This window comes from Pseudochrobactrum sp. B5, assembly GCF_001939785.1.
Taxonomy (GTDB): Bacteria; Pseudomonadota; Alphaproteobacteria; order Rhizobiales; family Rhizobiaceae; genus Pseudochrobactrum; species Pseudochrobactrum saccharolyticum.
On record NZ_MOYL01000001.1, the window covers coordinates 1,411,915 to 1,430,932 of the forward strand.

Annotated in this window: 34 protein-coding genes and 1 tRNA gene; 11 read left to right on the forward strand and 24 right to left on the reverse strand. The window is 49.3% G+C overall.

Annotated features, from left to right (window positions below; all coding sequences use genetic code 11):
• Positions 1-36: 36 nt before the first annotated feature.
• The 21 genes from BKD14_RS06325 to BKD14_RS06425 form a co-directional block, all read right to left on the reverse strand.
• Entirely contained in the window at positions 37-594 is a 558-nt protein-coding gene (locus BKD14_RS06325; RefSeq protein WP_075654659.1) for a cysteine hydrolase family protein, read from the reverse strand.
• Between the two features lie 125 nt (positions 595-719).
• The gene (locus BKD14_RS06330; protein ID WP_175576065.1) at positions 720-1,313 is read right to left on the reverse strand and encodes a type VI secretion system-associated protein TagO; all 594 of its coding nucleotides are present in this window, start codon (positions 1,311-1,313) and stop codon (positions 720-722) included.
• Positions 1,314-1,396: 83 nt separating this feature from the next.
• A complete protein-coding gene (locus tag BKD14_RS06335) occupies positions 1,397-1,783 on the reverse strand; it encodes a hypothetical protein (RefSeq protein WP_022712129.1) in 387 nt (128 codons plus the stop codon).
• A gap of 105 nt (positions 1,784-1,888) precedes the next feature.
• Complete coding sequence (locus tag BKD14_RS06340; RefSeq protein ID WP_175576066.1) at positions 1,889-2,506, reverse strand: GGDEF domain-containing protein; 618 nt, start codon at positions 2,504-2,506, stop codon at positions 1,889-1,891.
• A 608-nt stretch (positions 2,507-3,114) separates the two neighbouring features.
• Entirely contained in the window at positions 3,115-4,140 is a 1,026-nt protein-coding gene (locus BKD14_RS06345) for a tyrosine-type recombinase/integrase (RefSeq protein ID WP_075654662.1), read from the reverse strand.
• Entirely contained in the window at positions 4,124-4,375 is a 252-nt protein-coding gene (locus tag BKD14_RS06350; RefSeq protein WP_075654663.1) for a hypothetical protein, read from the reverse strand. The genes BKD14_RS06345 and BKD14_RS06350 overlap by 17 nt, the downstream gene beginning before the upstream one ends.
• Positions 4,372-4,638: a hypothetical protein gene (locus BKD14_RS06355; RefSeq protein WP_075654664.1), complete on the reverse strand. Its 267-nt coding sequence runs from the start codon at positions 4,636-4,638 to the stop codon at positions 4,372-4,374. The genes BKD14_RS06350 and BKD14_RS06355 overlap by 4 nt, the downstream gene beginning before the upstream one ends.
• On the reverse strand, positions 4,625-5,263 hold the full coding sequence (locus BKD14_RS06360; protein WP_075654665.1) for a hypothetical protein: 639 nt from the start codon (positions 5,261-5,263) through the stop codon (positions 4,625-4,627). Before BKD14_RS06360 ends, BKD14_RS06355 begins: the two co-directional genes overlap by 14 nt.
• A 192-nt stretch (positions 5,264-5,455) precedes the next feature.
• Complete coding sequence (locus BKD14_RS06370; RefSeq protein ID WP_075654667.1) at positions 5,456-6,082, reverse strand: hypothetical protein; 627 nt, start codon at positions 6,080-6,082, stop codon at positions 5,456-5,458.
• Positions 6,079-6,336 carry a hypothetical protein gene (locus BKD14_RS06375; RefSeq protein ID WP_075654668.1) on the reverse strand — a complete coding sequence of 86 codons (258 nt, stop codon included), beginning with the start codon at positions 6,334-6,336 and terminating at the stop codon, positions 6,079-6,081. Before BKD14_RS06375 ends, BKD14_RS06370 begins: the two co-directional genes overlap by 4 nt.
• Entirely contained in the window at positions 6,336-6,707 is a 372-nt protein-coding gene (locus BKD14_RS06380; protein WP_075654669.1) for an HNH endonuclease signature motif containing protein, read from the reverse strand. Before BKD14_RS06380 ends, BKD14_RS06375 begins: the two co-directional genes overlap by 1 nt.
• Positions 6,704-6,916: a hypothetical protein gene (locus BKD14_RS06385; protein ID WP_075654670.1), complete on the reverse strand. Its 213-nt coding sequence runs from the start codon at positions 6,914-6,916 to the stop codon at positions 6,704-6,706. The genes BKD14_RS06380 and BKD14_RS06385 overlap by 4 nt, the downstream gene beginning before the upstream one ends.
• Positions 6,913-7,338, reverse strand: coding sequence for a recombination protein NinB (locus BKD14_RS06390; RefSeq protein WP_075654671.1), 426 nt, complete (start codon positions 7,336-7,338; stop codon positions 6,913-6,915). Before BKD14_RS06390 ends, BKD14_RS06385 begins: the two co-directional genes overlap by 4 nt.
• Positions 7,339-7,346: 8 nt before the next feature.
• The gene (gene ssb, locus BKD14_RS06395) at positions 7,347-7,811 is read right to left on the reverse strand and encodes a single-stranded DNA-binding protein (protein WP_075654672.1); all 465 of its coding nucleotides are present in this window, start codon (positions 7,809-7,811) and stop codon (positions 7,347-7,349) included.
• The gene (locus tag BKD14_RS06400) at positions 7,811-8,452 is read right to left on the reverse strand and encodes a lambda exonuclease family protein (RefSeq protein WP_075654673.1); all 642 of its coding nucleotides are present in this window, start codon (positions 8,450-8,452) and stop codon (positions 7,811-7,813) included. The genes ssb and BKD14_RS06400 overlap by 1 nt, the downstream gene beginning before the upstream one ends.
• Positions 8,445-9,221 carry an ERF family protein gene (locus BKD14_RS06405; RefSeq protein ID WP_075654674.1) on the reverse strand — a complete coding sequence of 259 codons (777 nt, stop codon included), beginning with the start codon at positions 9,219-9,221 and terminating at the stop codon, positions 8,445-8,447. The genes BKD14_RS06400 and BKD14_RS06405 overlap by 8 nt, the downstream gene beginning before the upstream one ends.
• Positions 9,218-9,400: a hypothetical protein gene (locus tag BKD14_RS06410; RefSeq protein WP_075654675.1), complete on the reverse strand. Its 183-nt coding sequence runs from the start codon at positions 9,398-9,400 to the stop codon at positions 9,218-9,220. The genes BKD14_RS06405 and BKD14_RS06410 overlap by 4 nt, the downstream gene beginning before the upstream one ends.
• Positions 9,400-9,567: a hypothetical protein gene (locus tag BKD14_RS19280; RefSeq protein ID WP_175576067.1), complete on the reverse strand. Its 168-nt coding sequence runs from the start codon at positions 9,565-9,567 to the stop codon at positions 9,400-9,402. Before BKD14_RS19280 ends, BKD14_RS06410 begins: the two co-directional genes overlap by 1 nt.
• Entirely contained in the window at positions 9,567-9,842 is a 276-nt protein-coding gene (locus tag BKD14_RS06415) for a hypothetical protein (RefSeq protein ID WP_075654676.1), read from the reverse strand. Before BKD14_RS06415 ends, BKD14_RS19280 begins: the two co-directional genes overlap by 1 nt.
• Positions 9,815-10,372 carry an HNH endonuclease signature motif containing protein gene (locus BKD14_RS06420; protein WP_175576068.1) on the reverse strand — a complete coding sequence of 186 codons (558 nt, stop codon included), beginning with the start codon at positions 10,370-10,372 and terminating at the stop codon, positions 9,815-9,817. The genes BKD14_RS06415 and BKD14_RS06420 overlap by 28 nt, the downstream gene beginning before the upstream one ends.
• Before the next feature lie 868 nt (positions 10,373-11,240).
• Entirely contained in the window at positions 11,241-11,708 is a 468-nt protein-coding gene (locus BKD14_RS06425; protein WP_139316332.1) for a hypothetical protein, read from the reverse strand.
• 602 nt (positions 11,709-12,310) lie between these two features.
• Between BKD14_RS06425 and BKD14_RS06430 the strand changes: the two genes are divergently transcribed.
• Positions 12,311-12,514, forward strand: a complete 204-nt coding sequence (locus tag BKD14_RS06430) for a hypothetical protein (protein WP_075654679.1) — start codon at positions 12,311-12,313, stop codon at positions 12,512-12,514.
• Here BKD14_RS06430 and BKD14_RS19680 read toward each other — a convergent pair.
• Both BKD14_RS19680 and BKD14_RS19285 read right to left on the reverse strand, forming a co-directional pair.
• Entirely contained in the window at positions 12,499-12,813 is a 315-nt protein-coding gene (locus BKD14_RS19680) for a helix-turn-helix transcriptional regulator (protein WP_075654680.1), read from the reverse strand. The genes BKD14_RS06430 and BKD14_RS19680 overlap by 16 nt on opposite strands.
• Positions 12,814-12,903: 90 nt before the next feature.
• The gene (locus BKD14_RS19285; protein WP_175576069.1) at positions 12,904-13,227 is read right to left on the reverse strand and encodes a hypothetical protein; all 324 of its coding nucleotides are present in this window, start codon (positions 13,225-13,227) and stop codon (positions 12,904-12,906) included.
• Positions 13,228-13,370: 143 nt separating this feature from the next.
• Between BKD14_RS19285 and BKD14_RS06445 the strand changes: the two genes are divergently transcribed.
• The 8 genes from BKD14_RS06445 to BKD14_RS06475 all read left to right on the forward strand — a co-directional run bounded on the left by BKD14_RS06445 (position 13,371) and on the right by BKD14_RS06475 (position 17,670).
• Complete coding sequence (locus BKD14_RS06445) at positions 13,371-13,757, forward strand: hypothetical protein (protein ID WP_075654682.1); 387 nt, start codon at positions 13,371-13,373, stop codon at positions 13,755-13,757.
• Positions 13,758-13,906: 149 nt separating this feature from the next.
• Complete coding sequence (locus tag BKD14_RS19065; protein ID WP_139316333.1) at positions 13,907-14,257, forward strand: hypothetical protein; 351 nt, start codon at positions 13,907-13,909, stop codon at positions 14,255-14,257.
• Positions 14,254-14,436, forward strand: a complete 183-nt coding sequence (locus BKD14_RS19070; protein ID WP_139316334.1) for a hypothetical protein — start codon at positions 14,254-14,256, stop codon at positions 14,434-14,436. Before BKD14_RS19065 ends, BKD14_RS19070 begins: the two co-directional genes overlap by 4 nt.
• Complete coding sequence (locus BKD14_RS06460) at positions 14,433-15,866, forward strand: DnaB-like helicase C-terminal domain-containing protein (protein ID WP_075654685.1); 1,434 nt, start codon at positions 14,433-14,435, stop codon at positions 15,864-15,866. The genes BKD14_RS19070 and BKD14_RS06460 overlap by 4 nt, the downstream gene beginning before the upstream one ends.
• Complete coding sequence (locus BKD14_RS06465) at positions 15,863-16,765, forward strand: DUF1376 domain-containing protein (RefSeq protein WP_075654686.1); 903 nt, start codon at positions 15,863-15,865, stop codon at positions 16,763-16,765. Before BKD14_RS06460 ends, BKD14_RS06465 begins: the two co-directional genes overlap by 4 nt.
• Positions 16,762-16,914 carry a hypothetical protein gene (locus tag BKD14_RS19290; protein ID WP_175576070.1) on the forward strand — a complete coding sequence of 51 codons (153 nt, stop codon included), beginning with the start codon at positions 16,762-16,764 and terminating at the stop codon, positions 16,912-16,914. The genes BKD14_RS06465 and BKD14_RS19290 overlap by 4 nt, the downstream gene beginning before the upstream one ends.
• Complete coding sequence (locus BKD14_RS06470) at positions 16,911-17,396, forward strand: helix-turn-helix domain-containing protein (protein ID WP_075654687.1); 486 nt, start codon at positions 16,911-16,913, stop codon at positions 17,394-17,396. Before BKD14_RS19290 ends, BKD14_RS06470 begins: the two co-directional genes overlap by 4 nt.
• Positions 17,397-17,406: 10 nt before the next feature.
• Positions 17,407-17,670 (forward strand): DUF2312 domain-containing protein, encoded by a 264-nt coding sequence (locus tag BKD14_RS06475; protein WP_075654688.1) that lies wholly within the window; start codon positions 17,407-17,409, stop codon positions 17,668-17,670.
• An 18-nt stretch (positions 17,671-17,688) separates the two neighbouring features.
• Here BKD14_RS06475 and BKD14_RS06480 read toward each other — a convergent pair whose 3' ends face one another.
• The gene (locus tag BKD14_RS06480; RefSeq protein WP_139316335.1) at positions 17,689-17,907 is read right to left on the reverse strand and encodes a hypothetical protein; all 219 of its coding nucleotides are present in this window, start codon (positions 17,905-17,907) and stop codon (positions 17,689-17,691) included.
• 90 nt (positions 17,908-17,997) lie between these two features.
• Between BKD14_RS06480 and BKD14_RS06485 the strand changes: the two genes are divergently transcribed.
• Positions 17,998-18,537 (forward strand): hypothetical protein, encoded by a 540-nt coding sequence (locus tag BKD14_RS06485; protein WP_083646835.1) that lies wholly within the window; start codon positions 17,998-18,000, stop codon positions 18,535-18,537.
• 389 nt (positions 18,538-18,926) lie between these two features.
• Positions 18,927-19,000, forward strand: a tRNA-Gln gene (locus tag BKD14_RS06495).
• Positions 19,001-19,018 lie beyond the last annotated feature (18 nt).

Consider the following 19,018-nt stretch of genomic DNA (forward strand, 5'->3'; position numbering starts at 1 on the left):
CTTGCCTGTTTGATCGGGCAGGCGGCTTGTTTTTGTTCAGAAGCTGATTTCAGCAGAGGGTTTAACTGCTACGGATGCAGCATCGGTGCCAAAGCCATTCAGTGTTTCATTATGGTGCTTCATAATATCCGTATAAAGCAGAGTGTCAGAGTCACCCGTCATATGACCATCTGCAAGCAGGGTCACGTCATAGCCCAGTGAGATGGCACGTCTCACTGTCGTATCAACGCAGAATTGTGTCATACAGCCGCCGGTAATGAGATGCGTGACACCATGGTCTTTCAACCGGTCTGCCAGCTCTGTTTCGAGAAATGAATCCGAATATTTCTTGTGAACAAGGATATCATTGCCCGTGGCCGCGATTTCCGGACGCAATTCCCAGCCTGCAGTATCCTTTTCAAGTCTGTGGCCTTTGGCGCCGTCATGCTGGATCAGAAAAACAGGTATATTGGCATCATGTGCCTTTTGCTTCAGCGCCTGAAGCCTGAATACGGTTTCATCCAGCGCGGCTTCAAGTTCAGGCATTCGTTGCGCTGACGCCTTACCGGCAATGATTGCCTTCTGAACGTCGATAATCAGGAGTGCAGTTGTCATTCTGTCAGAAACCTTGCCTTGGAATTTATCTGCGATGCTTGTGTTATAAAATAGCAGAAACCGGACCAGAGACTAATTTAAATGGTTAGAGCGAGTTTTGCATGCCAAGTCTGACACACGGTACTCTATTGATAAATATCCCGCTCGCAGGCTTTCGCAATTTTCGCAGTAATATCTTCAACATCAGCCAGATCAAACATAACCTCGACAGGCGGAATGTCGATGCGCACCGATAGCATGCTGTTATTTTTCAGCTGTTTTATGAAGGGGGCAGATTCTTTATCAGACCACAGGCCGACAGACATGAAGTTCGCAGAGCGCTCCCAAAGCATGGTTTGTGGGGCTTCATCGCCTGTTCTGTGAGTGACTTTGGTGGTTTCTGCCGCGCTTGAAGTGCCGGTCGTAAGAATTGCTGAAATTGTAGAATTATGACAGCGAAGCCCGAGAGCAACCGAGTCGAACATGACTATTTTATTTTCACTGCCTCTGGGCAGCAGAAAAGCGGATATTTGCGCGCTGTCATCAATAGGGGATCTGTTTTCAGAGATGTGCCAGCTCTGAGATGGTGAGGGCTGATTTGTTTTTGGGAAAAGCTTGTCAAAGCAGTCCAGCCGCTGTGCAGGGTCTTCAATCACACTGCATGAATTTGCTGAGGTCTGGGCTACGGCATTGGTTGCCCATAATGCAAATATGGCCATACCGGTCAGTATTATGCGCATTGAAGCCCCCATGCAGTGCCACAAAGCGGAACAGACGAGCAGAGTAGCTTTGCTTGTCTGTTCCGCTTGTTTTTGTTGTCAGATTAAGCTGATTTTTTGCGGCGCAGAAGCGTGGCAATACCGCCTAAGAGCAGGCCGAGACCTGCGCCGATCAGGCCGAAGCTTAAGGCATTGGAACCGATATCGGACTGGTTGGCTGATGCAATAGAGGCCGCTGCTGTTGTAGCATCGGAGCCCCCGGCTTTTGCGTCCATCATTGCTACCATGCCTGGCTCGGAGCATTTAGGCAGAAGTGAATTCTTGGCTTCCGCGCTGTTAGCATAAGTATCCGATACGATTTTTTCGCATCTTTGCTGATCGGCAAGCGATACAGAGCTGGTGCCGAATTGCAGATACAGACCTGCTGCAAGGACGAGAACGCCGAGGCCGGTCAGGATAACAGGGCGGGATGAGGAATTTGCCTGAGCCATTAAGATTACCTTATTATGTTATGATGTTCGGAATAGAGTTCGAGTTTTATGCCAAGGCAAGTCTTTTTTCAGAATGAAATGCTGAAAACAGGCCGCTATCAAGCATTATGCAATAATCAGATTGCGTCCCTGCCGCTTGGCAATATACATTTTCTCATCTGCTTCCAGTAAAGACTGATCGAGATTGAAACCGGCTTCGCACAAAGTGACACCAATACTGGCAGTGATGCTGACAGTTTTATTGTCGGAAGCGACAATACGCAGAACACTTATTTCCCGACGAATATTTTCTGCATATTGATAGATGAAGCTGACATCCGCGCTGTTGATGAAGACGCCGAACTCCTCACCGCCCAATCTTCCGGCAAAGCCGTTTCTCAGACTCAGGCGATTGAGCAGTGCGCCGATACGGCGCAACGCCGCATCGCCGGTTGCGTGGCCATATGTGTCATTGATGGTTTTGAAATGATCGAGATCGATAAACAACAGACCGCCGGTTTGCTGACTGCTGCTCGCTGTGATGAGCTTGTCAAAAAAAGTAGAGCGGTTCAGGACGCCGGTGAGACTGTCTTCGCGCGAATGTTTGATGAGCAGCGCATTGGCTTTTTCAAGCTCCTCCTGAATTTCCAAAGCTTTATTTCGCGCAATCCTGAGGCGTTCAGTATTCAGATAGTGCAATGCAGACATCGGAATAGCGGTCGCAAGCGGACAGACAATCGTCATGATAAGTCCGGCTCCGGCCAGTTGCCCTCCCATCATGGGGACAAAAATACTGGTAATAATGAGGGTAAATATAAGCGCCAGCGCACCTGTTGCTAATGCTTTGAATAGAATGCGCCAATAATTAATCATATTTCGTGCTTCAGTATTGAAAGTCCGGCAGGAGAGAAATCGCGGGAGTTACTTTTAGCACGCCAGCTTCATTTTCTATAGATACTAATGAAACTGATTTCTGCGTCAGTCACGCAGCTTTTGTTACAACGGAAATATTATGAGATATCAGCTCAAAAGATAAGAAACTTAATTCTTTAAATGAGCTTTTTATTCTTCTTCGGGGAAGGGCAGCTTCTGCTGTGAATGACAGTTCTTTGCGAATTTGAATCACCGCAACGCAGGCGGGATAGGACTTAAACCGGACAAAATACCGGAAGTCTGCAATCTGAAATCTTATGTAAAAGATTGAGTGAATGGCGATCCCGACTGGATTCGAACCAGTGACCGTCGGCTTAGAAGGCAGAAACTAATTTAATTAAAACAATGCTTTAAATGTAAAATGAGGCTGTTTAGGTCGCTAGAAGATCAATGGGTTACAGTGATTTTGTAAACTAAAATCACTGCCCCTTTTTCTCCATTTTTAGGATTACTGCATCGTTCGTTTGCTCATCATGCGCGAGATAGTGGGCTTCCAGCACTCTTGTCACGTCTTTGATAGAATGGCCGGAAGCTGCAGCAATTTCCTCAACAGTGGCTCCGCTTCTACGTGCCTTTGTGATGAAAGTTCCTCGCAGATCATGAAAGGTTACGCCGCTGATCCCAGCTCTTTTAATGGCGCGACCCCATGAGGTTTTAAACCCGTCGCTTGTCCATGGTGTCCCCTGACTGCTCGTGAGTATTGTCACAGACTGTTTGTCCATAGAATCAAGCATTGTTTTTAAGGTTGAATACACGCGAATTGTTACGCGCTTTCCTGTTTTGGATTGCTTTAGCCGGATGTGTTGACCGTCATATGCTGACCACGTGAGGTTTAGGATGTCGCCTTGTCGTTGGCCTGTCCATAAGGCCAGCATTAGGGCATGGATCAGGTTGTCGCTGAGTGCTTTGTTTGCAAGTTCGATCTGTTCATCTGTCCAAATGATATCAGCGCGAGTGCCTTTCCAGAGCCTGCCGCCACCAGTGCACGGATTCCGTGTAATCAGCTCCATATCAAGCGCCCACGAAAAAACGCGATTCACCACCGCCCATGCCCTGTCAGCTTTGCGTGGTGTCTGTGCCATGGTATCTCGCCAGTCCTTAAAGACAGATCTTGCACCATGCTCATTAAGTGCGATGATCGGCATATCACCAAACTCGGATGACAATTGAGCCAGAAAAGGATCATAATCCCTTTGGCTGACTGCGCTGAGATCCGTGTAGGCCGGTGAAGTCTTATACTGGACAATCAAGCCAGCAAGGCTGTCGTTATCAGGTTGCACGGCTGTCTTGGAAATTGCGTGAAACTCAGAAACAAATCCCGCAGGGTCTATGGTCGGGTCTACCATAAGACGCGGGCCGCCTCGCCATGCATAGTAATACGTTTGCGTTTTGCCACCGGACAAACGCTTTTTGACTTTATGCAGCCCTTTAAGTGGTACGCGCATGTTTTCGTGCTTTCCATGCCTCTAAGGCTGACATTGTAGAATAATCGGTATTGCGATCCAATGAAGTCAACCATTCATCAAGGCGTAACCGTAAAAACCTTTGTCCTCGCGTTGAAGGTGTGAGTGCCACCGGTCTGACAGGGCAGACTTCCTTGAAGGTTTCTGTGGAGAGGCCGCAATATGCTGCAGCCTGATTTAAGGGCATAGCAGCAGGCCAGTAAGGCTGGTTTTTCATGTTCCACCTCCTTCCGGTGCGAGTGGTGAGGCGGCGAGCATCAAACGCCATTCATCTTCCATATTTTCGTATTCATTGCTTGTAACGGTGATGCCCCACGCCTTACCTGCAGCTATAACCATTTTTTCTGTCGGCTCTTTCAGGGCGCCGTAAAACAAGTCTGCAATCTTTCTCGCGGTGTGCATCGGATAGACGGCAAGTCCGCGCGCGCAGTCTGCATGAATGATACGTGCGGCTTCCTCAATCAGCTCATCCCTTGTCATTGCTGGCCTCCACGTTGAGGGCGGCACGGGCTTCAACTTGCCACCAAAGAAGACCGGTAGCCTGTGTAGGGCTTGATATTTTAGTCAAAACCTCTCGCAACCTCTCATTCTCCGCTTTCAGGTCTGCGGCTGGTACTGGTGAAACGTAGAGTGGCTCTGTGTGTGTCGTCGATTTAGTCGTGGTAATCGTAATAGACCCATAATTATCATGACTGAGCCATTTTAAATCACATGATTGAATGTAAGCTACCGGCTCCTGCGCTTCATACTGCGCGAGTTCTCGTTCAAGTTTTAGTACGGCCTCTTGTGCGCGATGCTTTTCAGCGCGGTCTGCCGCGATGATTTCAGCGGCTTGCGAGTGAAGGACGTATTCACCTGCCATGCTGTCGATTTCCATGTCTGCGGTATCGAAATCAGACCAGTGAAGTCTATACCGTACCAACTCCGACACGTCTGGCGCGGCGCGGGTAATCTTAGGTTTAAGAGACTTCTTTGTGGCACAAGGCTCGCAGGACCATGCTCTTTTCGCGCCTATAAATGTTTCTTTGCAATGACTGCATTTACTCATGTAACCGCCATCAGCATAGCCAAAGCTGGAGAGGTCGGGCTTCAATTCACTTGTCATGCTGTTGTCCTTTCAGGGCTGCGTCGTATGCCTGCTGATATTTGCGACCGTCTTCTGCTGATGGCAGGGCGTCCCATTCTTTTGCGAACATTGTAAACGGGACGCATCGCGGTCGCCGCACCATTACCCATCCGTCAGCCCGTGCCATTTCTCTGCACTCGCCGCGGTTGAACCACTTTGCTGTTTGCTTACTCACTCCCCACATCCTTGCGCCAAGGCTGCGCGGCATGTCTGCTCGGCATGTGCTGGTTCAGCAGAGAGGGCGCGGATGGCGGCAGCGATACGAGAGCCGTGACCGACATCAAGTGGACCGCTGTTAGGCCAAACTGTTTCAGCCACCTTGGCCGCCTCCTCAAACGCCTGTCTCCGCACCGCCGCCACGTCAACGGGCTTGGTGACTACGCAGGAGAGAATGTGGCGCTCAAAATCCGCTTGTGCGGCGGCTTTGGCTTCATCGAGTGTTTTGAACTCAGCGGCACCATCATGCTCACCTTCTATTCCATAAACACGAAACCGACTTAGCATAATCGAATATGATAAAATGCCACCTGTTGAGCAGATGAAACCCTCTCTTTCGCCACGTTGTAACTTATTGTGCCACTCAAGTTGCTTCACCTCTACAGCACAAGGCGCAGAGAGGTGAGGGATATCGTTTAAGGCGTCAAGAAGTTCAAGGCCAACATTCTTCAAGGCATAGCAAATTTCCTGCGTATAATCTCTACTGCCTTCATTGATGAAGTATTTTGCAATCTTCTCGATCTTTTCACGAGCCTGCACAGCCTCATCCGGTATATGTGCTGTGGTGTGCGTATCTGTCATAGCGCACCTCCACGGGCTGCAAGCATGGCATCGGCAAGGTCATATGCAGCTTTTGATGCAGTGCCGTAAGCATCTTCGTAACGGACATTTCTCCGTACACTTTGGGCGTATAACTCACTGAGTAATGCAGGGAGCGCCTTCGCAGCGAAGTAATCGCGCAGGGTCATGCCCATGCTTGGTTCGATGTGATTGTTTTCGCCACCTTCAAATGGGAAAGCTGCGCCACCGGTGTTGATCTGATCTTTATCTGTCATTACATGCTCCCCTCTGGCTGCGCAGTCTCGTAAAGAGAACGGCGCTGCTGAACGATTTTTGTGAGTGGCGGCTTGGGAGATTTGCGACCGGAGAGTGCAGATTTAGGGCGCACTCCTCCGGTGGCCTTGTCACGCTGCCGGTCAGATTTTCTGACTTGCCGAATATCATCAGCCGTCTTTTCAACATGGCAGACACGGCAGAGCAGGCGGCCATTGGCAATCGTTGCCTCGCCGCCGAGAGCGCAAGGTAAAATGTGATCCACTTCGCCTTCGCCGGTTTTCAGGATGGCAGAGCATTTTTCACATTTGCCGTTTGCACGGACGATGATCTTTGCCTTGTCTTTACGGGTGAACTCCATACGCTTGTTCATGGCTGAACCTCATTGAAGTTGAGGGCGGACAATGCTGCAGCCAGTTCATCAGCCAGAATATCGGAGATCCGGTCATTCAGGCGTTTCTGACGATTGGCCAGCACTTCCGGTGCGTTCATCAAATCAGCCGTTGAGCGGATATGAGCTTGTGCCAGTTTTTTACTGCGGCGAAACTCATAGGGAGCGGTAAGCGAAATAGTCTGCATCATGCTGCCTCCTGAAAATAACCTTGGCGGCGTGTGTCGGTGAGGGGGATATGATGATCGGCGCACCACGCCAGCGCATATTCGAGCAATGAGGCTGCGCGTTTAACTGACATGCGGGCGGTGCTTTCGCGGATGTTTACGAATTCACCTTCAAGCCCCGGCACAAATTCGACTTCGCCCTGCGTTGCTTTTGTGTGACCGGAAACGAGCAAAACTTTCCATTCTTCCGGTTTTCGCGGTTTGCCCGCCCACTCAAAGCCAGACTTCGCAATGTCAGAACAAATTGAATGAAAGAAATCATTCTGCCCTCCGCTTCTGGTGGGTGGTGCGAATGTTGCTGTGTGACCGTCAGGGAGAGCCATGAGTGCTCGGATTGCATTCTGGCGCACCTGCGGATTTACGATGGTGTAGCGTTGCTTTTCCATGAGGTGCCTCAGAACGGAATGTCATCATCGAGGTTGTTGTCAAAACCGCTGCCATATCCGCCAGATTGCTGGCTGTAGGACTGTTCGGACTGGCGTGATTGGTTTTGCTGTTGGCCTTCGCCTCGACTGTCGAGCATCTGCAATTCGCCGCGGAACTTTTGCAGTACAATCTCGGTCGTGTAGCGGTCGTTGCCCTGTTGATCTTGCCAACGGCGGGTTTGCAGCTGGCCTTCGATATAAACCTTGGCGCCTTTTTTCAGGTACTGTTCTGCAACTTTGGCGAGGTTTTCATTGAAGATTACAACGCTGTGCCATTCGGTCTTATCCTTACGCTCACCGCTCTGACGGTCGCGCCAGCTTTCCGAAGTAGCAATGCGTAGATTTGCGACAGGCTCACCAGATTGCAGGCGGCGGATTTCAGGATCAGCTCCAAGATTACCAACCAGAATGACTTTATTGACTGAGCCGGCCATTATGCTGCTTCCTTCAAACTTGGGGCGCATATGTTTTGCAGCGCAGTGATTTTGTCATTGATTTCACACAGAAACTCGGAGACCTCAGCTTCGAGGCTTGCGATCAGTTCATCATCACGCTCAACGCGCTTTACAAAGAGGCGCATTTCTTCCGGCATCCGTGGGTCGAATGAAACGAAATCACACCACTTGCGACCGGTGCATGCCATCTGCCACATCATTTGTTTGATGTACTTGGCCGGAGCTTTCCCGCTCAGCATTGTGTCGATATGCGTTGATGTGTTGGGGCACTTGATCTCCACCAGACCGTCCGTGCCGACCAAGCCGTCAGGGCTGGCACCAGTCATTTCGATTGATGGATGAGCGACAAAGGCTACTTGCTCCACAAGCTCATTTGCATGGAACTGATAGGCAAGTCTCGCCTCCGGCTCTTGCTCATTGCCCCATTGGATTGAGCTATTTGTGAATGTTGTCTCGACGGAGCCGGTCAGACGCTCTGCAATGAGCTGCGCCATGTAATTCGCGCGTGATGCCGATACCCCTGCTTTCACCTTCGCCGTCACATCGGAAACACGGGAGGCGGTGACTTTGCCAAGGCGCAAAGCATGCCAGTCGTCAGAACCTTGAATAATGTTATCCATTTGCGCGGCTTTCGATTGTTGCAGTCAGTTTTTTCTTTGCACCTTCAAAACGATCCTCGGTGAGGTCTTGAACTGCGTTGACTTTGTAGAACTGGCACCAAACCGCGATATTCATTCCAGCCTGATCAATAAGAGCGAGAAGCTCATCGCGTTGCACCGCATTTATCGGGTCGCGTTTTACTGGCTGATTATTGCCGTCCGTGTCGTCGCCGGTGCTGATATTGAACAGCATGCAAAGCAGATACCGGCGGCCATAAGTGGCAGTACTGCCAAATGCCTGAGTGCCGGTTTTATTGATCTTGCCTTGTGCACCTGCACCATCAACAGGGATTTCACCTACGCCATTGCGTGAGTGGCCTTCTGCGTGGGAAATCTCCCAGACAATGCGCAGTTCGCCCTTGTTGTTGTAGCCGTCTGGCTGAAATGAAACGGCAAAACCATGCTTATGAATGGTTGGCATCGCCTGTTCTTCGATTGCCGCCAGATCAGCATAGCGCGATTTAGTATGGTCGTTGCCACGGTTCTTGATAACGACCGGCATTTCGGACTGGCATTTTGACATAGCGGCAAAATATGCCTTCTTCGCCTGACGCTCTTCATCCTCACGGGCGCGATCTTCCATGCGCTCTTTCATGTCGAGCATCTTTTCAAGGCGATCCAGTGGAATATTCGGATCCATTGCGATGCGCTCAATCATGGAGATCATTGGTGCATCAACGCTATATGATTGAGTTTCTGTAGGCGTGTGAATTTCAAGTGCGGCGCTCATGCTGCCAGTTCCTTGTCTGTGAGGTCGAGAAAAATTGAGCGGATTTCTTTGCGCGCATCGTACGGGAGAGGGCGCGCCAAGAGGTCACCGGCTGCCTTAATGCGATCAGCTGCGGGTGCATCGGTGCTGATCGCGGTTAGGTATAAGTCTGCCTGATCTGATGTGAGGTGGTCGGCCATTATGCAGCCCTCCGGCGTGGAGCGATCTTGGTGACTTTGGAATTGGAAGTGGAAAGGGCGGCCTTGTCGTAATCACGCACAACCTGAACGACGCGTTCGAGTGCGGTCTTGGTGTTGCCTTCATCCCAATAGGCGTTCCAGACGAGTGTCATGAGTTCCTCGTCCATCATGCAGCCCTCGGAAACTGGACTTCTTCATCTTCAATGAGGCGTGTGAGGAGTTCGTCGTCACGCTCTGCCTTGTCCGCGATCATGTGAACGAGAAACTGCGATGCGCTTTCACCCTTGGACAGGTTTTCACCGTCCAGATAGACCGCGTTCACTTCAAGAACCGGCTCGCCGTTATCCCAGATCAGGGACACATCGACTTCACATTCAAAATCCTGAAACAGTGTAATGCCGAGAGCTTTATCGCTCAGATCAGTGCAAAACGGGTATCGCATGTTTGATCTCCAGAGCTAAGAAGTTTCCATGATCTACGGGATTTTATTGAGTTGATGACTCTTCTGGACACGCCGTATTTCTCGGATAGTTTTGATACGGGGAGCGATGAGGTTAATATCAACTTGGCTTGGTTGTTCGTAAGCTGCGATCTTCCGTTCGCCTCACCTTGATTGTATGTAATCTGGTCGCTACGCGGTTTTCCGTTGTATCCGGACCCAGCTTTGGCGCGCCCTTTTCTCACTTTGTCACGCATATTGTCTGCGCTTGTGCCGAGGAATAAGTGGGAGGGGTTGACGCAAATTGGGTTGTCGCACTTGTGGCAAACAGAAAGCCCCTTAGCTATCTTGCCGACATAAAGTTCATAAGCGACACGATATGCGAGACGCTGAACTTTGCGGCCTACAACAATTTTACCGCGGGGTACGTGGCCTGTTGTATTCCAGACTGCTCCAGTCCAAATCCAGCAGCCTGAATTTGGTTCAGGAATAAACTTGTCTTCAAACCTTGATTTTAAGGTGCTGTTACGCATTGCGGCGCTCTCCATCGTTTAGCGGATCGGCGGATGCTTCTTCGCGCTGTTGATGGATTTAACGTACAAAACGTACGAATGCATGTCAAGTACAATTTGTACGATAAATTGCGATTTTGTACGATTGAGGATTGCTCCACACCCCAACCATACCAGAATCAGGGCAGTAAAAAGCCCGCACGAGGCGGGCTGGGTGAGGCGGTAAATCAGCTGCTGGCGGCAACCCATTCTCTTAGGATTTCCAGAGATACCTTTCCAACTCCCGTAATCTCTTTATCTTGAAGGGATAGGAAGTGCTTTGGCTGCGGCTCCCATCTTTTGGGAATTACTGAAGTGTATCCGTTTGCTGACCACAGCGCGTTACGAAGCCGCGTATACATTGACTGATTAGGGCATAAGCTTTTAAGAGAGGGATGATGTTCCATGTAATGGTGTAACTTCACAATTCAAAAGAATTATCCCTGAGCTCTGCCGAGATTTTGCTTTTGCAGTTGATGTAATCCTTGTGGTTACGCAACTCAATCTAGCCATCTCACAGTGTCCCCCCTCTGAGCGCGAAAAGACGAGAGTGCGTAACCTAATTCAACTTTAGTATGATGATGACGGAGAGTCGAGAAATAATCACAAGCTCGTGATTTGGTCATATGAGTGCTATCAGAATCTGCTTTTGAAGGTATCCGTAGAGTGAACGCAGCGCTCCAGAATATCGGCTCAAAAAAAGCCCCAGCAAAAGCTGAGGTTAGAGGGTGATACTCTTGGATAGAGTAAGGCAGTGAAATGGTAGTATATCAGATCGCTCTAGTCCAGCTAATATTCCATTCCCAGCGCAAAAGAAAAGCGCCGGAGTGACCGGCGCTATTTGAGATTATTAATCGAAGATATCATTCTCTGGTTTGAGATACCAAACGGAGCCTCTTAGTCCCAATACGCCATTCTCTTTGAGCCTGCTCAATTGAGGACTTAAACTTGGGCGGTCGTAACTTTTGCCAAATCGGCTGTTAATTTCATAAAGAATATCAAGGGCAGTCATCCCTTTTTTCGAATCGGACAAAACCTGAACAACGTAGTCTTTAATGGTGTTGCGTCTGATTTTTGTACCGTTGATGATAATAGGCTCTGTGGATAGTGGGGAAATTTGGACTCCGTTAACCATATTTATATCGCGTTCGGACTGGTTAACAATATTCACTTGAATAGTGTCGCGAAGTTTTTTGAGCTCAGCTTCAATTTCTCTAAGCCTATGATAACGCTCTGATATTTCCATGCTTAGGCGTACAGATTCCTCAGCTAAGGCCTGTAATTTATTTATAGCGATTTCGTAGGCTTTTTGATCCATAAGTGCATTGTAATATCAAATAGCTACAAAATGCAATAAATTGACAATGCAGGATATCAGTGACTTGCAAAATATGGTTAATTTAGCTATAAGAATTTGTGCTGCCTGACAAAAGAAAAGGCTCGATGCTGGTAACATCGAGCCTTGGATTTGCCAGCGTCTCTTAGGTGTATTCCTGGTGCCAACCTGAGAGCGATAGCGAAAATGTATTCCGTATAGGTTTCCTATACACGGTTTCGCTTGAGAGCGCAATATGGCACTTCAAAATATTGGAGATGCCTTATGGTGACACGTTCATGTCATCGGGTGCGTGCTTATACTCGTATGCGTTTTGGACGCATGGAGTGGGTATGCGCTCATTGGCGCTGCTGCCGGTAACGGTGTAGTGCTCATTGCGTCTGCTTGATGGCGTAGCCTTTTAGCGGTGTCTGGCCGTCGGGATTTATCTCGGCGGCTTTTTTAATTTGTGCTCGCCAATTCTCCGCAACACCACATCTAGTGCATCCTTAACCATCCGTTAAAATCTGTTCGCTTGCGTGAAATCGTTCTTGATATGTTCTAATTTTCTGGAATGATAGGCGTTTGTGGGAACGGAGATTCTGATGCTTTCACAGCGTAGCGTACCTGATGGAATTGCAACAAACCCAACAGATGACGATGTGCAGATTGCACAACGGCAAATTCAATCGATCGAAGATCAAGCGGCATCACTAGCGCAGGCTATGCAGAAAATGCACGGCGGTCGATGGGGATACGCATATGATGAAGATGTTGCGGCTGTTTTTATATATCAGCGATTTGACTGACCGGATTTAAGGAAAGTCATAAAAGAGAGGACTTGTTTTTTTTGAGCTTCATTCAAGCTAGAATACAGACTTTCAAAGTCTTCTCCTGCCGCGTCTTCGCCAAATAGTAGCCAACCAGCAGTTCGGCCAAAGGCATCTGCATACTTTTCAGCTGCTTTGCGAGATATAGCGCGGTTGCCGTTCTCGTGGCTAATCAAGGTGTTGACATTAATGTCCTTGATTGCGCGCGCAGCATCGCTCGGACTATCGTATCCGGCTTCTTTACGTATCAATTTAAGACGATCATTTGGCGTACTCATGGTGTGAATTATCGCATAAATAGTTCGTACATAATGAACGAAACAGTATTGACTTATCATCGTACCAAACGTACGATTTATGTATGAACACTAACCCAACATCAATTTCAGACCTGATTTCTCGGTGGCCAACAATTGTCGAATTCGCATTGTCTGTAGGGTGCGGTTATGAAGCCGCACGGAAAATGCGAGAACGACAGAGTATCGCCCCTGAGCATTGGGATCAGGTGATACGAGCCTGTAAGCAGCGCCGTGTTCGTGGCGTTTCTTACAGATGGCTTTCTGCTCAGCGTGCAAAAACAGGCCGCGCAGCATGAGCCACGCGACCCCATTCATCAGTTTCATATCACCGGTCACTCCTCCCACCGGTGAGGCCGAGACGGCTCTTTGCCCCCGCTTGATCGTCTCGGCCATCAATTCCCGTCCTTTGGCGGTGTATCTGCGCATGTCTGTTTTTATTCAGTATGCGCAGCGCAATCTTTCCCACTGGCTCCATGCACTCACTCTCTCACTGGTTTCAGCCCTGACAAGTTGGAACCTAAAGGAGAATTTAGTGCATGAGCTACCGAGAAACTCAGTCATTGGTGCACAAATTGATGAGTAGCGCACAGTTAGCGAGTTCATACGTGAACAAGATGATTGAACGTGAAAGCCGTGGTTGGGGCGATACCACGAATGCCATGAAGCGGCTTAATCGCCGTTATGGCCTGTCGTTCTGGACATTGAATAATCTGCGAATTGGCAGGTCAAAGACCGTGGATGCCGGATTATTCCGGTTGATCAAATCCGCTTATCTCGATGTTTGTGAACGACAAATCGCCAACCTCCAGCATGAATTAACACTAGAGAAAATGGGGACGCCCAATGCTCCTATGGAGGATTTTGAACGCGAGGCTGCGGAGCTTCTGGCGAAGGTTCGTGAAGCGAAGAAAGCAGCAGAATAACAGACATCTGGAAATCAATAAGAGGCGGCAGGAATGAAACAGGAATTGAAAATACCTCATCATGCAAAACCAGTTCTTTCTCGCCTTCGTCAGGGGGGGGGCACTTGTCCGACAATCTTCTATGTCAGAGGAGGCAAGGATGAAAGGTAATGGCTTCATCTACTTCACACACCCTGACGGCAAGAAAGTTGGGTTTTCGTCTGCGCTTTGGCTCATCGCTAATCACATGGTTTTGCCCTCCGGTGACGACCTATTCGGCGGCACTCAAACCTATCGGGTGCCGCATGTCGGCCACTCTTAATCTGCGCACTATGCGCACAATTGCCGAGGGACAAGTCAATTCCCTCAAAGATTTCATATCGCTTCACCGGATCAAGAAAACGCGCGGTGAGGCTTGGTTCATTCAGCAGGAAGAGATTTTACAGCATCGCCGTCAGGTTGTGACGTTGATTGATGCCGAAATCTCCCGCCGCCAAGAGCGCGAAAGTGAGGCAGCATGAAGCCAGTACTTATGTCAGTCACAACAGATGAACTTATCCTCTGGCAGGCTTATGTCGATGCCAAGGCCAAGGCTGATAGCACAGGCGCATTTTTAGATGCGATTGAGGCTAAACGCTGCCTGAAAGCTTTCTACTGCTATGAATGCCCAATCATTCAGAAAAACTTGGGTGCGATATGACCATTGCACTCAACCAAGCTGATTTTGTTATTGAAATTGAACAAGAGGTTCTTGGTTCGCTGATGCTTGGTGGCTTTAGCCGTGTAGCATCTATGCTGGAAGCCAGACACTTCATTGAACCTGTACACCAGCATATCTATCAGGCAATTGCTTCGGCACATGAGCGCTTTAATTCTGCTCGTCCTGATATTCTGGTCAAACTGTTGCCTCAAGTTGTAGCAGAAACGCACGAGCAGTCTACAGGGCAGGGTATATCGCATTATCTGGCTCGTCTTGCCACTTCGTCAGTGCTTGGCTCTGCCAATATCGAGAAGAGCGCTAAACAGGTTATTGAGCAATCAGCACGGCTGGCGCTGGCAGATCAGGCCGAAAGCCTAAGTGCAGCTGCACGTGATCCGAACTCCAATCCCGCTGAGCTTGTTACTAAGGCTGGCGTGATCTTTGATGATATCGTTTCTGATTTACGCCGTGGCTCTAAACGTAAGTCTCAGGTGTCTGTATCTCACGCCGCATCTAACGCAATCATTGCTGCTGAAATAGCTATGGCGACCGGCACAGGTATTACCGGCCTGTCGTGGGGATTGTCAGACATCAATCATGTAACCGGCGGTATTCATAAGCGCGATCTGACGCTGATTGGTGCGCGTCCATCAATGGGTAAAACTTCCGTTGCAATGTCTGTTGGCTGCAAACTTGCCAAGCAGGGTCATGGCGTTGGCTTTATTTCCCTCGAAATGGATGCTGAGAAGCTGGCGGCCAGAGCCGTGTCGGATCTGGCCTATGACGATAATATTCGTATTCCTTATCAGGATTTAGTCACAGGTCGATTGTCTCAGCCAGACCTCTATGCATTGAAGCGCGTTCAGAAAGAAATGGACGGCCTGCCGTTGCTCATTGAAGAGCAGTCCGGGCTTTCTATTTCGGATATCCGCGTCAAACTTGAAGTGATGCTGGAAGCCTCTGAAAAGGCCGGTCATACTCTTGATTGCCTGATGATTGACCATCTTGGGCTGATCCGCGCCAGTAATCGCTATTCCGGCAACCGCACAAATGAAATTGCAGAAATGACCGGTGCGCTCAAATCTATGGCGCGTGAGTACGATATTTCTGTTGTGCTTCTCTCCCAGTTAAACCGTGCTGTGGAGCAACAAGCCGATAAACGCCCTCAGCTGTCTGCTCTGCGTGATAGCGGAGCCATCGAGCAAGATGCCGACACAATCATCTTTCTTTACCGCGAGGCTTACTACCTTGAGCGTGAAAAGCACGATGATATGGATAAGGAAATTGCCCGTCAGGACAGGCTGGCAGAAGTCAAAAACAAGCTTGAATTCCACATTGCAAAGCAGCGCAACGGACCGGTCACACAGGTTGATCTGTTCATTGATGTCGCTTGTTCTGCTGTCAGAAACGCAGCGAGGTATGAAGCATGAATGGCCTCCCATATTACAAGGCATATCCACGTGACTTTATCGAGGGCACCATAGGAATGGACTTCGAAACAAAGGCTGCTTATCGGCTCGTCCTTGATCTGATTTACATGCAGGGCGGCAATCTCCCTGATGATGCACGTTACATTTCCGGTCTGCTTGGATGCACTGTTCGGAAGTGGAATTCATTGCGCGGATCGCTTGTTGCTATGGGCAAAATTATCGTGAGCGGCGAGTTTCTGACAAATGAACGCGCAATTATCGAGCTCGAAACTCTGAGAAAACTTCAAGATAAACAGGCTGAAAATCGTTCTCGTCCTAATAAATTCAAAGACTTAAAATCACCACGGTTCGACCAATCAGAACCAGAACCAAAAGAAGCTAAAGCTTCTAACGCGCATGTGCGCGAGGCTGCTGCTGATCTTTCTCAAAAGCAAAATCTCGACCTCAGAGATTTAACGAAAAAGCTGACGGAAGCGGCGGACGGTAAAATCCAACCGCACGGATCACTGGTTGTCGGGATTATCTTGGAGTTGATCAACAATGGCGTTGATCTGGAAGCGGATATTCTACCGACAATCCGCGCTGTTGCGTCCCGAATGTCTAAACCAGCCAATTCATGGGCATATTTCGTCGGTGCGATCCGTGATGCTTACAACAACCGTATCAAAGCCGGTGAAGGGTTGGCGAAGCCTGCGACCGTGACAAAGATTGATGTTTTCGCGCTGCCGCAGGCTGAACAGGAGCGCAAACTCGAGTTTTTCCTTGAGCAAGCAAGGCTGCATCGCCGCTGGAACCCTCTGCTTGGCGCTCTGCCATGGCAGGATGGTTGCCGCATTCCTGAGCATCTTCTCAAGCCGAACGATGGCAAGGGCTGGCAGATCATCGGAGTGGCGGCGTGACGGCACTCGATATGTTCCGCATGGGGAAAGATACGTTGGAAATCGCTGCAGCTATGGGCAGGCCAGAGGCTGAAATTGAACAACTGATCCACCTTGAGAGAACCGCGCAGATCAATAATTTCAAACGCATGAGGCAGGCAGGGAAATGAAAACAGAAGTGGATTTTGGATGCCGTGGCTCCAGTGTTGAAGACGTGAGTATCTATCGTGGGATGAACCCTAAGCTTGTTCGCCGTGTGTGGGCAGAGCGCAGACGTGCTGAAGCAAAAGCAAAGTTGGCCAAGGTAACGAAAAAATCCCCGGCAAGGATTAAAGATGCCGTTGATGCATCGCCTATGCCGGAAGTTTATGAAGCCGCACAGCAGGCCATTGGAATGGGCTTTGATAGCGTCAAGCAAGCCCGTGAGATCGTGGCGTATCTGTATGAAATTCCTGTTGAGCAAATGAACGCCAAAACGCGGCAACACAGAATTTCAAAGGCACGTCACGCAGCTATATGCGCAATCAAACTGCGCTGGCCTGAAACATCCTTGCCATTCCTCGCCAAGCACTTTGATGTCGATCACACGACAATTCTGTACGCACTTAAAAAACAAGGCATTGAAACCGCAAACCCAGCATTAGCAGCATAAGGATTAAGCCATGAGTGACAACATTACCGGTGAAAGCACACAGACAATCGCAGTCGGCCAGCTTCGCGCTTTCATCGAGCGCATTGAACGCTTGGAAGAAGAAAAGAAAACTATCAGTGATGATATCAAAGAGGTGTTTGCAGAGCTGAAAGGCTCAGGCTTCGATGCGCCTGCAGTTCGCACCATCATCCGCCTTCGCAAGAAGGAAGCGCATGAGCGTCAGGAGGAAGAAGCGATGATCCAGCTTTATATGGACGCGCTGGGGATGGCTTAACGCTGCAGACGTGTGCAGTCATTCTCTTTCGTACGGCTCTTCGTAAATCCAGGGCGCTGAGTTTAGAGGTGCATAACTATGTAGCCAATTGAGAGTTTCAGCATATCGTTCAGCCTCGACCTCAATTAATGCACCATACTTGACGCCACCAACAAAAGCCTCCTCACCAGTCAGGAAATCCATGACGATCCAGTCGTCACCTGACAAATGCCACTTCATAAAACGCTGCATACGCACTCGTTTACCCCCCAGATGATGTGGCAATGAGTTTCAATATTAGCAGTAGTTTATAGAGTTACAATAGATATTCAGCGCAGGGAAATACATATGGCGGCACCATCAAAAGAACAGCGAAAAGCAATCTCCCGCGGCGAGGTGGGAACCCTCAAATCCGATATTCGGGTGCATCGTGTTCCGAACCCGTTTTATTCCCCGGATCATTCAGGCGAGAGCTGGAACCCGCCGAAGATCAAAGCCTATGTGAATATCAAGGAAAGTGCTGTTGGTACTCTCTATTCACGCGGCCATATCAATGATGCGCAATGGGCGGCGGCTGGCCGGTTCCGTCAATATTGGGAGCGGTCAGGCGCGAAAGGCACGGTTGCTATCGACTACGGCCGTGAGCAGGTGGACGGCGGCAAGGGCATCGATCCGCTGTCGGACAGCATGATTGATGCTGTGCAGCGGTTGAATGAGTGTAAGCCTGTGCTTGGTCGAAAAGCCTTTGACCTGATGATCAAGGTCGTCGGGCAGGGCATGGAGATAAAGGATATGGCAGAGAGCCAGCGTGACCGGAAGACCATAGGTGATTATATCAAAGACGGTCTGGACGAGCTGGCTGTGCATTGGGGATACAAAACACAATAGGCTGTTGCCCGTGTACGCGGAATATACTATATTTTGTATTATGGTGATTTGCGTTTAACGCGAGAGCCGATTTGAGAGGCAGCTTAAAGGCTGCCTTTTTTGTTTAGTGCATACCTTCCCCTACCAAGCCGCATGTACAGAGCCAGCTCTTGCGGCTGATTATCCGAACAATTCTCAGCAAGATAAGAATAGTATCGTGGGAGTCCCCATCCTGGGCATATCCTGCGTACATCATGCGCTGAGAATGGTTCCTCCAGTGTACGATCGACCACCACCGCATCAACAATAAGTTTGTGAATCTTGTCCCTCATAGATCACCTCCATATTACTGACTGTAAGATTAGGTGACGATCTTAAGATAAGCAACTACTGTTAGATGGTTTAGCTAATCCGCCTTCGCCTAAAGGTAGGGCAGCGCACTTTGAATGCGCCGGTCGTGGTTCGATCCCATGAGGCGGAACCAGATTTTATGATATTCAGT

What these genes read in the sequence shown, in the direction of transcription:
- BKD14_RS06325 (WP_075654659.1), bottom strand. Translation starts at nt 594, where the DNA reads ATGACAACTGCACTCCTGATTATCGACGTTCAGAAGGCAATCATTGCC.
- BKD14_RS06330 (WP_175576065.1), bottom strand. Translation starts at nt 1,313, where the DNA reads ATGCGCATAATACTGACCGGTATGGCCATATTTGCATTATGGGCAACC.
- BKD14_RS06335 (WP_022712129.1), bottom strand. Translation starts at nt 1,783, where the DNA reads ATGGCTCAGGCAAATTCCTCATCCCGCCCTGTTATCCTGACCGGCCTC.
- BKD14_RS06340 (WP_175576066.1), bottom strand. Translation starts at nt 2,506, where the DNA reads ATGACGATTGTCTGTCCGCTTGCGACCGCTATTCCGATGTCTGCATTG.
- BKD14_RS06345 (WP_075654662.1), bottom strand. Translation starts at nt 4,140, where the DNA reads ATGCGCGTACCACTTAAAGGGCTGCATAAAGTCAAAAAGCGTTTGTCC.
- BKD14_RS06350 (WP_075654663.1), bottom strand. Translation starts at nt 4,375, where the DNA reads ATGAAAAACCAGCCTTACTGGCCTGCTGCTATGCCCTTAAATCAGGCT.
- BKD14_RS06355 (WP_075654664.1), bottom strand. Translation starts at nt 4,638, where the DNA reads ATGACAAGGGATGAGCTGATTGAGGAAGCCGCACGTATCATTCATGCA.
- BKD14_RS06360 (WP_075654665.1), bottom strand. Translation starts at nt 5,263, where the DNA reads ATGACAAGTGAATTGAAGCCCGACCTCTCCAGCTTTGGCTATGCTGAT.
- BKD14_RS06370 (WP_075654667.1), bottom strand. Translation starts at nt 6,082, where the DNA reads ATGACAGATACGCACACCACAGCACATATACCGGATGAGGCTGTGCAG.
- BKD14_RS06375 (WP_075654668.1), bottom strand. Translation starts at nt 6,336, where the DNA reads ATGACAGATAAAGATCAGATCAACACCGGTGGCGCAGCTTTCCCATTT.
- BKD14_RS06380 (WP_075654669.1), bottom strand. Translation starts at nt 6,707, where the DNA reads ATGAACAAGCGTATGGAGTTCACCCGTAAAGACAAGGCAAAGATCATC.
- BKD14_RS06385 (WP_075654670.1), bottom strand. Translation starts at nt 6,916, where the DNA reads ATGATGCAGACTATTTCGCTTACCGCTCCCTATGAGTTTCGCCGCAGT.
- BKD14_RS06390 (WP_075654671.1), bottom strand. Translation starts at nt 7,338, where the DNA reads ATGGAAAAGCAACGCTACACCATCGTAAATCCGCAGGTGCGCCAGAAT.
- ssb (WP_075654672.1), bottom strand. Translation starts at nt 7,811, where the DNA reads ATGGCCGGCTCAGTCAATAAAGTCATTCTGGTTGGTAATCTTGGAGCT.
- BKD14_RS06400 (WP_075654673.1), bottom strand. Translation starts at nt 8,452, where the DNA reads ATGGATAACATTATTCAAGGTTCTGACGACTGGCATGCTTTGCGCCTT.
- BKD14_RS06405 (WP_075654674.1), bottom strand. Translation starts at nt 9,221, where the DNA reads ATGAGCGCCGCACTTGAAATTCACACGCCTACAGAAACTCAATCATAT.
- BKD14_RS06410 (WP_075654675.1), bottom strand. Translation starts at nt 9,400, where the DNA reads ATGGCCGACCACCTCACATCAGATCAGGCAGACTTATACCTAACCGCG.
- BKD14_RS19280 (WP_175576067.1), bottom strand. Translation starts at nt 9,567, where the DNA reads ATGGACGAGGAACTCATGACACTCGTCTGGAACGCCTATTGGGATGAA.
- BKD14_RS06415 (WP_075654676.1), bottom strand. Translation starts at nt 9,842, where the DNA reads ATGCGATACCCGTTTTGCACTGATCTGAGCGATAAAGCTCTCGGCATT.
- BKD14_RS06420 (WP_175576068.1), bottom strand. Translation starts at nt 10,372, where the DNA reads ATGCGTAACAGCACCTTAAAATCAAGGTTTGAAGACAAGTTTATTCCT.
- BKD14_RS06425 (WP_139316332.1), bottom strand. Translation starts at nt 11,708, where the DNA reads ATGGATCAAAAAGCCTACGAAATCGCTATAAATAAATTACAGGCCTTA.
- BKD14_RS06430 (WP_075654679.1), top strand. Translation starts at nt 12,311, where the DNA reads ATGCTTTCACAGCGTAGCGTACCTGATGGAATTGCAACAAACCCAACA.
- BKD14_RS19680 (WP_075654680.1), bottom strand. Translation starts at nt 12,813, where the DNA reads ATGAGTACGCCAAATGATCGTCTTAAATTGATACGTAAAGAAGCCGGA.
- BKD14_RS19285 (WP_175576069.1), bottom strand. Translation starts at nt 13,227, where the DNA reads ATGGCCGAGACGATCAAGCGGGGGCAAAGAGCCGTCTCGGCCTCACCG.
- BKD14_RS06445 (WP_075654682.1), top strand. Translation starts at nt 13,371, where the DNA reads ATGAGCTACCGAGAAACTCAGTCATTGGTGCACAAATTGATGAGTAGC.
- BKD14_RS19065 (WP_139316333.1), top strand. Translation starts at nt 13,907, where the DNA reads ATGGCTTCATCTACTTCACACACCCTGACGGCAAGAAAGTTGGGTTTT.
- BKD14_RS19070 (WP_139316334.1), top strand. Translation starts at nt 14,254, where the DNA reads ATGAAGCCAGTACTTATGTCAGTCACAACAGATGAACTTATCCTCTGG.
- BKD14_RS06460 (WP_075654685.1), top strand. Translation starts at nt 14,433, where the DNA reads ATGACCATTGCACTCAACCAAGCTGATTTTGTTATTGAAATTGAACAA.
- BKD14_RS06465 (WP_075654686.1), top strand. Translation starts at nt 15,863, where the DNA reads ATGAATGGCCTCCCATATTACAAGGCATATCCACGTGACTTTATCGAG.
- BKD14_RS06470 (WP_075654687.1), top strand. Translation starts at nt 16,911, where the DNA reads ATGAAAACAGAAGTGGATTTTGGATGCCGTGGCTCCAGTGTTGAAGAC.
- BKD14_RS06475 (WP_075654688.1), top strand. Translation starts at nt 17,407, where the DNA reads ATGAGTGACAACATTACCGGTGAAAGCACACAGACAATCGCAGTCGGC.
- BKD14_RS06485 (WP_083646835.1), top strand. Translation starts at nt 17,998, where the DNA reads ATGGCGGCACCATCAAAAGAACAGCGAAAAGCAATCTCCCGCGGCGAG.